Origin of the sequence: Candidatus Poriferisodalis sp. (assembly GCF_965215815.1) — a bacterium.
GTDB lineage: Bacteria > Actinomycetota > Acidimicrobiia > Acidimicrobiales > Poriferisodalaceae > Poriferisodalis.
In genome coordinates this window covers 1,697,849-1,708,264 of the sequence record NZ_CBDCEO010000013.1, presented here as the reverse complement: position 1 = coordinate 1,708,264, position 10,416 = coordinate 1,697,849, and the positions used below count along the sequence as shown (strand labels likewise).

Sequence of the window (10,416 nt, the reverse complement as noted above, 5' to 3'; positions counted from 1 at the left end):
GACCGCGCACAAAGCAGCCCAACCGGAGCGGCCACGAACACCAATTCCCCGCCGACGCTGCGCACGTGCTTCATGTGCGGACGCACGTGAAGAAGCGCCGGAGAAGAAACGCATGGAGAACTACCCGCTACCGCAGCACAGCGTCAGGCGTCAGCCCGGTCGATTGAGGGGGGGGGGGGGATGACCGCCTCGAGCGGATTCTCGTTGTGCAGCGCACGCCGCTGCGCACGCCGACCCTCGCTCGAAAAGACAGATTCACAGGCAAGACGTCGTCCCCGTTGGGTGCTACTCGTTCGGTCACAGATGGACAGCTAACGATAGTAGTTCTTATTACGCCAAAGTCAACAACATGGCCCGAACCGGCAAGATGTCAACAAGCTGAACCGCCTGATACGCGGGGTAGGAGCCGGTCGCTACGAGGGGATACCTCGGCGGACCCGCGGGCTGCCGAGGCTGGGATCGTGAATGATAACGGCAATTTCACACAGCAGCCGGCTGCTGCGGCGCCGAACTGCGGTTGACCGGAATGCCCGGCGACTTGGCAGGAGAGGCCACAGAGGCCGAGTTCGATCCGTCAGTTGACCCGATCCTCTGTTCGCCTTTCGAGGAGCCGAATCGCTATTGGCCGCTCGACCGGACGGGTCGCGCCCAGCGCGGGATCGAGCCCGAGTCGGGCCGCCGTCCTTCGATGCTGCTCAGCCCTGTGCCTGACGACGAGAAGTCAGGCCATCTGCAGCTCTCGCTAGGCGACGTGCATCTGAACCGGTTGATCAACGCAGTCCGCGAGAGGGTTTCGAAATGGCGAAACGGCGGCTACCAGGGTGCGACATCAGTGTCAGTGAGGTTGCTGGAGCACTGGGCCGACGAGCGGGGCTGCAAGCTGCGGCCGTTCTTCGCCCAGTGCGAAGCGATCGAGACCTTGGTGTGGCTGCGCGAGGTCGCCACTCGACAGACGCCAGAGCGGCGCGAGCTGGAGACGCTGTCTCGTCAACACAACGACGAGATCGTTCGCCACGCGGTGAAGATGGCAACCGGCACCGGCAAGACGGTCGTGATGGGGATGCTGATCGCCTGGCAGACCCTCAACGCCGCACGCACCACTCGCCGGCGCAATCTCATGCACGGCGAACGATTCCTCGTGCTCACTCCCGGTCTCACGGTGCGCAACCGCCTCGCCGAGCTGAAGCCGTCTAGCCCGCACAACGTCTACGACGACATGGGGTTGGTGCCTCGCGACTTGCGGCCGGTGCTGAACCGTGCCCGGGTCGAGGTCATGAACTTCCAGGCGTTCAACCGTCAGAACCTCAACACGCTGGGTTTCCCGCGCAGCGGATCGAAAGGCGGCCGAGCGCACCGTGACCTGATCGGACGGCCTACCGGAGACGAGCACCTCGAGAGCTACGAACAGTCCGCCCAGCGGATTCTCAAATCGCTGCTGACAGCGAACGCGTACGGCAACCTCGTCGTGCTCAACGACGAGGCGCACCACTGCTACCTGCCCAAGTCGCACGCCAAACGCAGTGCCGAGGACAAGAAGGAAGACAAGCGCGCTGCGGTGTGGTTCAACGTCTTGCGCAGCTTGCGAGACATGGGCCAGCTCGGCTCGGTGAACCAGTACGGGCAGGCCTCGGTTGTGTTCGACTTCTCGGCCACGCCGATGTGGATCGACACCTCAGGGCGGGCCACGCCGGAACCGTTCCAATGGGTCGCATCGGACTTCGGCCTGATGGACGCGATCGAATCCGGGCTGACGAAGGTCCCACGAGTGCCCGTCGACGACGACTCGATTCAGGAGCGAACCGTCTGGCGCAACCTCTATGAGGCGACCGACAAGAAGAAGATTCCGAGGCCCACCGAGGACGGCCCAGCCGCACTCATCCCCGGGCCGCTTCGCAACGCTCTTGACGCCCAGTACGACGACTACAAGGACCACTTGGCGCTGTGGTTACGGGTGCGGCCCGAGACCGCGCCGGTGATGATCGTCGTGGCGAACACCATCGACAACGCCAATGCCCTGTACGAGCACATCGCCGGCTGGGAGGACAGTGACGGCGTCTTGCGCGAGGGCGCCTACCCGGAGCTCTCCAATGTCGCGCAGGGGCAGTGGACAGACGATCTGCGCACCATCGTCGTGCACTCCAACCTTGACGACAGCAGCGACCTGCCGGCCAAAGCAGCGAAGCTGATCAAGGCTCAGGGGCAACGTCTCAATGAGCGGCGAGGGCGCTCCAAGGACGCGCTCGAGACAGTGCGAGAGGTCCTGAACACAGTCGGCAAAGCGGGACGGCCGGGCGCCCGGGTGCGATGCGTGATCTCGGTGGGGATGCTCACCGAAGGCTGGGACGCCCGCAACGTGTCCCACATCGTCGGCTATCGGGCGTTTTCGACGCAGTTGCTGTGCGAGCAGGTCACGGGCCGCGCACTGCGTCGCACCTCCTATGAGGACTTCCGATTCGACGGCACGGGAAGGCTGCGCCCCGAGTACGCCGAGGTCGTGGGCATTCCCTTCGAGTTCATGCCCTCACGGGGCGGCAACACCGGCACCCCTCCGGTGCGCCCGGTTACTCGTGTGCACACGGTGCGAGGGCGAGGGAAGTACCGAATCGTGTGGCCGCAGGTGCGTGAGTACCGGCGGGTCACGCCGAGCCTCAAGCTCGAATTCGATGAGTCCAAGTCCAAGGCGTGGAAGATGAAGCCGCAGTCGGTCGCGTCGATGACAGTGCTCAGCCCTCATGTCGGAGAGGAGAAGATCCTCCAGACCAAGAGCCGGCGCGGCGAGGCCGAATTCAGGATCGCCCAGGAGATAGTCGGGGAGTTCCGCAGCAGCACCGATGACGACACCGACGGCACGAGCCTGTCGCTGTTCAGGTCGGCTCGGCGCATCGTCGGTGAATGGCTCGCGCTCGACTATGTCGAGTGCGGCGACCCCGCAGCGTTGCTCGTGGAAGACGAGCAGCGGCGCGACGCGGTGCTCACGATCCTCGATGCATGCACCAGCGAACGCGGCCACGAGCATCAGCGAGTAGCAGTGCTCGACAGCCCGCCGCGGCTCGACACCAGCGATGTCGACTTCGATACGACGCTGCATCACATCCACGAGGCGAAGCGCAGCGAGCTCTCCCACGCAGCGTGCCATTCCAATCTTGAGAAGCAGGTTGCGGCGATCCTCGACACCCACAAGCGCGTCGAGGCGTGGGCACGCAACTTCCAGACCGGCTGGTCGGTGCCGTATTTCTTCAACGGCTCATGGCGACGCTACGAACCTGACTTCATTGCCCGTCTTGGGGACGGCACCAACCTGATCGTCGAATGCAAGGGCGTGCGTGACGACAAGGCGATCGCAGCCGACAAGTACGTGCTGGAGCACTGGATTCCCTGCGTCGCTGGCACGGCGGCACTGCCCGATGCATTGCGCCGCTGGTCCTTTGTGGAGATCCAGGACGCCAAGTTCGCACGGCACCAGATTGACCAAGTCGGCAGCGGCACGCACCAGGTCGAGTTCGCCTTGTCGGCGACTGAGTGAGGGTCCCGGAGAGCGCAGCGATGGCAAATGACTCCTACAGGCACAAGACGGCGACTCGGCGCAACAACCCGACCCCGGAGACCGAGTCGCTGATGACCGACGAGGACCGCAGGCCCAAGCCGTTCACAATCGACCGGCACGAGATCGCCACCCCCGTGCTCGCCTGGCAACGCGAGGGAGAGACGTCCGCGCTCAGCGGGGACGCGGCCGAGGACGAGCTGTTGCGCATGGAGGCCTTGCCGCTGTACGTGCGCGAGAAGGTCGCACCCTCCGAGTTCGCCAACCAGCTGCGCAAGCCCGACAGCGGAATCCAGCTCAGCACCGACGACTTCAACGGACTGCCCGAGGGGGCCGACCCGCTCAACTTCTACGAGCACTCCGGTAACTGGCAGAACCGTCTCATTCATGGTGACTCCGCCGACGTGATGAAGAGCCTCATCGCCAAGGACGGGCTCGCGGGGCAAGTCCAGATGATCTACTACGACCCGCCGTATGGCATGTCGTACCAGTCCAACTTCCAGCCCACCACCGACAACCTCGACGTCAAGGACAACGAATCCGCGGTACCCGCGGGAGACGCACTGCCTATTCGGGCGTTTCGGGACACCTACCGCAACGGCGTCCACTCATACCTCGACGGCATCCACAAGCAATGTGTCCTCGCACGCGAACTGCTTGCCGACAGCGGCTCACTGTTCGTCCAGATCGGCGACGAGAATGTCCACCGGCTTGGCGTGCTGCTGGACGAGGTCTTCGGCGCAGACAACCGCGTTGCAACCATCACCTGGCGTCCTACCGGCATGCCCTCAGCGAAGCTGCTAGGCGAGAGTGCCAGCTACATCCTCTGGTACGCCAAAGACAAGGAGCAGATCAAGTTCAATCCGATCTACGAGCCCCGCGACCGGCAGGAACAGATGGCGGATTTCACTTCATACGCTGGCGTTGCCGTTCTGGGAGCGCCGGATCGGAAGCCGTCGAAGGAAGAGCGTGAGGATGTTGCCCTCTTGCCAGAAGGCGCGCGACTCTTCAAGCGCTCACGACTGACTTCTCAGGGCTACTCGACAACGGGCAGGTCTGTCGACTACTGGTACAACGGCAAGTGGCATTCGACCGGGCCGACGAGCCAGTGGAGGGTCTCAGTGCACCCTCCGCCACAGAGCCACGCTGAACCTGTTGCAGATGACGAACTATGTCCGGGCGACCCAGACGGTCGCCAAGCCGAGTGCGGAATGTGTGCTCTCAAGCGTCAGGATCGACTCTCCGACCTTGGCACAACGCTCCATTGGAAGCTGTTTGAAGAAGAGCGACCCGGCCGCAAGGTCGACAATGTGTGGCACTCGGTGGCCGCGCCCTCCAAGAAGCGCTATGTGGTCCAAACAGCGGATCGCATCATTGAGCGTTGCCTGCTCATGACCACCGATCCGGGTGATCTGGTCTTGGACCCGACCTGTGGCAGTGGCGTGACCGCAGACCTCGCGGAGGAATGGGGTCGTCGGTGGATCACCTGCGACGCGCAACGTGTAGCGGTGGCCGTTGCACGATCTCACCTGCTTGCGCGCGTCTACACGTGGCACAAGATCGCCGACGCTGGGCTGGACCCAGCCTCAGGCTTCGTCGAAGAGACAATTCCCCATGTCACGGCCGCCACGCTTGCCTACGGCAGGGTTGATGACCCCGAGAATCAGATCCGGCTCGTCGATCGCACAAGTGTTGACGGCCGGCGACCCCGCATCTGCTCAGCCTTCACCGTCGAGTCGATCTCGCCGTACACCTACCTGCCGCTCGACGATGGCGGACTCAGCGACCTACCCACGGCAGACCCGACCGATGCCGAGACGCTGCTGCAGTTGCTGCGCAACACGCCTGTGTGCGACGCCGACGGGCGGCCGGTCTTCGATGTGGTCGAGACGATCCCTTGGCCCGACACGAAGCTCGTCGGCTACGGAGCACGCTGCGCGTCAGCAACCCGCGAGGGCGAATTCACCGCGGGCGTGATGATCGCTGCTGCAGATGCGACGGTCAACATCGAGGTCGCCCGGCGAGCGGCAATCGAAGCCCGCGACAACGACCCAACTTGCGAGAACCTGATCATCATCGGCTACGACTTCGAAGCCGGCATCTCAGCAGCCGTGGGTCCGGTCCACGTACACCGTGTCATCGCCTCCCGCGACCTACGCCTGCCCGAGACCGTCAGCCGTTCGGCGGACGGCGGCTCATTCGTGCTGCTCGCCGAGCCCGACGTGATCCTCGACACCAGCGACGAAGGTGTCACCGTCGAGTTGCTCGGCTGTGATACCTACGACCCCGCAGCGAACCGAGCACGCGGCTACGGCACCGACGACGTCGAGTGCTGGATGCTCGACACCAACCACGACGGGTTCTCGTTCCGAGTGCGCCGCGCCTATTTCCCAAACGGATTCCGCAAAGGCAGCGACATCAAGAAGCTCATCGCCAAGATCCCCAAGCGCGAACGTGACGAACTCGCCCTCGAGAACATTCAGTCCACCGTCTCTCAGCCGTTCACGCCGCCCGACCCAGGACGCAACATCGCCATCAAGGTCATCACCACCACCGGCGCCGAAATGACCACCACCATCGACGACGGCTGGTAGCAAGATGCCATTGAACGGCTGGGTTCTCTCTGTGACGTAGCGTATCGATTTTCTCTCAGCGCAGTCGTCGATGAGGTGGTCGCGGTGGATATCAAGTGCAGCCAAGTTACTCTTACTGTTCCTATAGCGGTGCCTGAAGAACCCATGAAATGATCGGAGTCGAGGCAAATGGCATTCAGAAGTCGAGGTGGCGAACAGAGCGTCTACGACACTCCGGAACAACTTCACCGCAACCTACCAAAGGGTCCTGATGCTGTCCCCAACCTCTGGACGCATCAAGGTGATGTGCTCAGGGCATATGTGAGCGAATATCAAGACTCACCGGATATCGCGCTTGAACTCCCCACTGGTACTGGCAAGACACTACCTGGCCTCTTGATCGCCGAGTTCGTTCGGAGAACTCGAAACTGCCATGTCGCTTATGCCTGTCCAACCCGCCAACTTGCGCACCAAGTTAACCGGGTCGCATTGCGCGAAGGCATAGCCACATCGTTGTTGATCGGGCCCCACGGTACTTGGGATGCACGGGCACATGCATCTTTTGCGGCTACCAACACGGTTGCGATTACCACCTACAGTTCGATCTTCAACTCAAGTCCCAAGTTACCCGCTCTTGGTCTCATAGTATTTGATGATGCGCACGCAGCAGAGCAATACGTCGCAGGAGCCTACTCCATACATATCGACAGGCGGGAAGATGAGGAACGTTATCAAGCAATTCTAGATGCGGTTAGATCCGCTCTTGACGGTGTGCATCTTGAACGTCTGCGAGACTCCGCCGCTGTTTCATCAATCGACATTGATCTACGTGTCGTCATTCCGGCGCAGGACATCAAGGTACAGCGGCGGTTGGATTCAGCACTAGCTGAAACTTCAACAGGCAATAGGCGGTTTCAATTGGCAATGGTTCGTGATGGAATAGCGAGTTGTATCGTGCTTGTTGGTCCGCGGTCAATTCTGGTGCGGCCGCTTATCCCGCCCACAAATCAAAATGCGCTCTTTCGCGACGCTAGACAGCGCATTTACCTCTCGGCCACACTGGGTAGCGGTGGTGAACTCGAGCGTGCCTTCGGACGGGAGCACATCACGAGAATTCCGCTCTCCGATGCGTCACCGACTCCACGCGCTGGACGTCGATTCGTGGTATTTGCGGACTTGATTGACGGAATCGAACGCGAAGAGTTCATGTCGCGTCTTGTGGAACTCGCCGGAAAGGCTCTGATACTAACGCCAGATGGCTTGACTCGAGACCGGCTTGTGAGTGCGCTCCAACCAGAGAATTGGCCACTCTACGACAATGAGAACATCGACACTACCCTTGACCAATTCAGAGAGCGGGAACACGGTATCTGTGCTCTAGCGGCTAGGTACGATGGCATTGATTTGCCCGATGATGAGTGCCGGCTCGTCATATTGGAAGGACTGCCCAACAAGACGACGCTGCTTGAGGCGTTCATGAGCGGTCGGGCGAGAGCCGGAGCGGCGCTAGCTGAACGCGTGAGGACTAGAGTTACACAAGCTGCCGGTAGATGTACCAGGGGGCCATCGGACTACGCTGTCGTAGCCGTTTTAGGCCCTGAACTCACAAATTATCTTATTGCGCCCGAAAATATGAATGCGCTTGATGCCGAAGCACAAGCAGAGATTCAATTTGGTTTGGAAAACAGCGCCATCTCATACGAAGAGGCATTGGAAAATGTACGGACATTTCTTGAGCGTGATGTATCTTGGTTTGAGGATGGGGAAACGGCCATCGTTGAGATGCGATATGCCCTCGATAGACAATTGCCTCAGGGCAATGACGCGTTGACGCAAGCCGTAGCATACGAAGTGGAAGCGTGTGCAGAAGCTTGGTCTGGTCGTTGGGCGGAAGCTAGTGCCAAGATGGAGCGCGCTGCAATTAAGGTAGGTGCAGGAGCTGGAGACACACGCGCATATAGAGCTATTCTCCTCTATCTTGCAGGAGCATGGGCATATAGTGCAAGTACTGTTCAAGACCAGCAGGCTATGGTTGCGCGCGCATCTGACTTGGTTAGACAGGCCGAAGAGGCCTCACATCCTGCCCAATGGGTCAGATTGATGTCACCTATGGCTTCGGATATTCCATCGAGAATGGCACCTGAGGATGATTTTGCCGCCCGCAAGATTGCCAAGATGCTGAGCAGGCGAGGTACAAGCGGCACTGAGCAGCGTATTGAGCGCATGATCCAAAATCTATCGCAGACTGGAGCTGCATCGTATGAACCTGGTATTACCGAGCTTGGTGTCCTCTTGGGGGCTGACGCATCGAAACCGTCCGCGAAGGGCAGGTGTGATTCGGCATGGTGTTGGGGTGATCATCGATGGGTGGCATTTGAAGCGAAGAGTGCACAGCAACCAAACCGGCCGATCCCACACAGCGACATCCGCCAAGTTTGCGATCAGCTGCGGTTAATGAGACAGGATCGCGATGCCGATGGAATCCCCTCCGGTAGTGCCGCCATATTAGTCACGCCCCGTCAGCTTCTCGCACAAGATGCAATCGGAGCGGCCGAAGAGCATGTGTACCTCGTTACGCCAGCAGAGATTCTGAGTATCGCGAAGGCGGTCGCAAAGGCATGGGAGACGCTGATTCGGCCGAGCAAGTCAACCGGTCAGAGCCTAGGCCGGCGGCAGATTTATAGACACTACCAGGAGCATGGACTCTTGCCATCGCTTGTGCTGGATCGGCTGACCTTGCGACAGGCTAGTTGAGAGACTCATCAGTTGCTCTTTGGCCTATGCAGCGCGTGAAAGGTCGGCGGCTGTTTAAGTCAACGGACACGCGGACCCTGATTCCATGACGCTATGTGTCGAATGCGAAGACAATTCCTCGGTGAAGTTCGTCGAGTATTGACTCGGCCCGGAGTGACCGGCCCGAGTTCGAGCACTTGATCCGAGCTAATGGGTCATTGGCGTACCGAGAAGATGATGCCTTGAGCCTTCGTAGGCAGTCGTTCCATTGCTCCAGCGTTGTCCATGAGTTGTCCAAAATTCTGCCACGCGCGGATGCGAAAACTCTGCTGTTGTTCGGCGAGAGCGCGTTCTACGCCTTGTACCTTGCCAGGTTGCGCGTCCTTTGCCCGATCGGCGTAAGGGTGATCAGTCTCTGGGAGCAGCCGTTCAGGAGGTATGAGAGCCAATGCGGGAGCAGTTCGTAGATTGCGAGCATTGATCGAGAAGTAGCAGCCGAGATCTACTGCCCGACGTGTCTGCGTGGTTGTGCCATTCCACCAGTGCAGAACAACTGTTGAGCAGCGATGGCCTTCGAGCATTTCGACCACCTGGCCCGTTCGGCCAGCGCTGTGAACGGACGCGATGCATGCCGCATCGTCGTGGGCCTCTAGGAGGGTGGTCGGCAATTGGGGTGTGGTGTGTGTTGTTTGTTGAGCGTGCGCGGTTGTCTGGTTGGTGGTTCGGGGTGGGTTGGGCGCGGGTGTTCTGCCTGATGATGCCCAGGCACATCGTCGGTCGGCCAGTGGGGCCCGGGGTCGCCGGTCGGGGCGGGTGTTTTACCTGATGATGCCGAGGCGGCCGGCGCGGTCGAGGTTGAGGGCGGCGATGCGCAGGTCGAGCCACAGGTTGGCCTTGTCGAGGCCGCGCCAGGGGACGTTTTTGGTGCGGGACTTGATCTGGGCGATCTTGCGTTCGGCCTGGGATCGCAATCGGTATCTGGCGAGAAACTCGGGTTCGTGGCGTTGTGCTCTTGCGGGGGCGAGGAGTTCTTCGTGGGGGTTGATCTCGATGATGCGGCCGCCGTCGCGTGTGGTGCATCGGGGCTTGAGCTCGCATGCTGAACAATCCGTTGCCGCGAACCGCACCTGGCGCCGTTTGGCGCCGTTCGGCGGCGGGATGGGTGCGGTGTTTCCTTGCGGGCAGGTGACCGTCGCTGCTTCGAGGTCGATGTCGAAGTCGGCTTTGGTGAGCTTGTCGCCGCGGGTCGGGATCGGCTGGGCGGGGGCGACGAGGTCGATGCCTCGGTCGGCCATCGCTTGACGGGTGGGCCCCGATCCGTAGTGGGTGTCGGCGATGATCTCGGCGACCGGGACCGGGTCGGCGTCGATGAGGTCTTCGATCACAGCGGCGTCGTGGACAGTCGCGAGCGTCGCGGTCGCTGAGCAGATCAGGTCCGAGTCCACATCCGCGGAGACGTGCAGCTTGTATCCGTCGTAGCGGTCCGAGCGGGAACGGTGCCCGTGCCGAGCGTCGGGATCTGAGGTGTGTCTGAGTCTTCCGCGGAGATCGGCTGAGAAATGAACCAAG

General features: G+C 61.1%; 5 protein-coding genes. 3 read left to right on the top strand and 2 right to left on the bottom strand.

Annotation, left to right across the window (positions count from 1 at the left end):
* The first annotated feature begins 526 nt into the window (after positions 1–526).
* The 3 genes from ACOOHB_RS17785 (at position 527) to ACOOHB_RS17775 (ending at position 8,868) form a co-directional block, all read left to right on the top strand.
* Complete coding sequence (locus tag ACOOHB_RS17785; protein WP_420446134.1) at positions 527–3,523, top strand: DEAD/DEAH box helicase family protein; 2,997 nt, start codon at positions 527–529, stop codon at positions 3,521–3,523.
* A gap of 20 nt (positions 3,524–3,543) precedes the next feature.
* Positions 3,544–6,135: a DNA methyltransferase gene (locus ACOOHB_RS17780; protein WP_420446133.1), complete on the top strand. Its 2,592-nt coding sequence runs from the start codon at positions 3,544–3,546 to the stop codon at positions 6,133–6,135.
* A gap of 168 nt (positions 6,136–6,303) precedes the next feature.
* A complete protein-coding gene (locus tag ACOOHB_RS17775; protein WP_420446132.1) occupies positions 6,304–8,868 on the top strand; it encodes a DEAD/DEAH box helicase in 2,565 nt (854 codons plus the stop codon).
* 194 nt (positions 8,869–9,062) lie between these two features.
* Here ACOOHB_RS17775 and ACOOHB_RS17770 read toward each other — a convergent pair whose 3' ends face one another.
* Together ACOOHB_RS17770 and ACOOHB_RS17765 are read right to left on the bottom strand one after the other, a co-directional pair.
* Positions 9,063–9,515 (bottom strand): TatD family hydrolase, encoded by a 453-nt coding sequence (locus ACOOHB_RS17770; RefSeq protein ID WP_420446131.1) that lies wholly within the window; start codon positions 9,513–9,515, stop codon positions 9,063–9,065.
* Positions 9,516–9,665: 150 nt separating this feature from the next.
* The gene (locus ACOOHB_RS17765; protein ID WP_420446130.1) at positions 9,666–10,415 is read right to left on the bottom strand and encodes a transposase; all 750 of its coding nucleotides are present in this window, start codon (positions 10,413–10,415) and stop codon (positions 9,666–9,668) included.
* Between the last annotated feature and the right edge of the window lies 1 nt (position 10,416).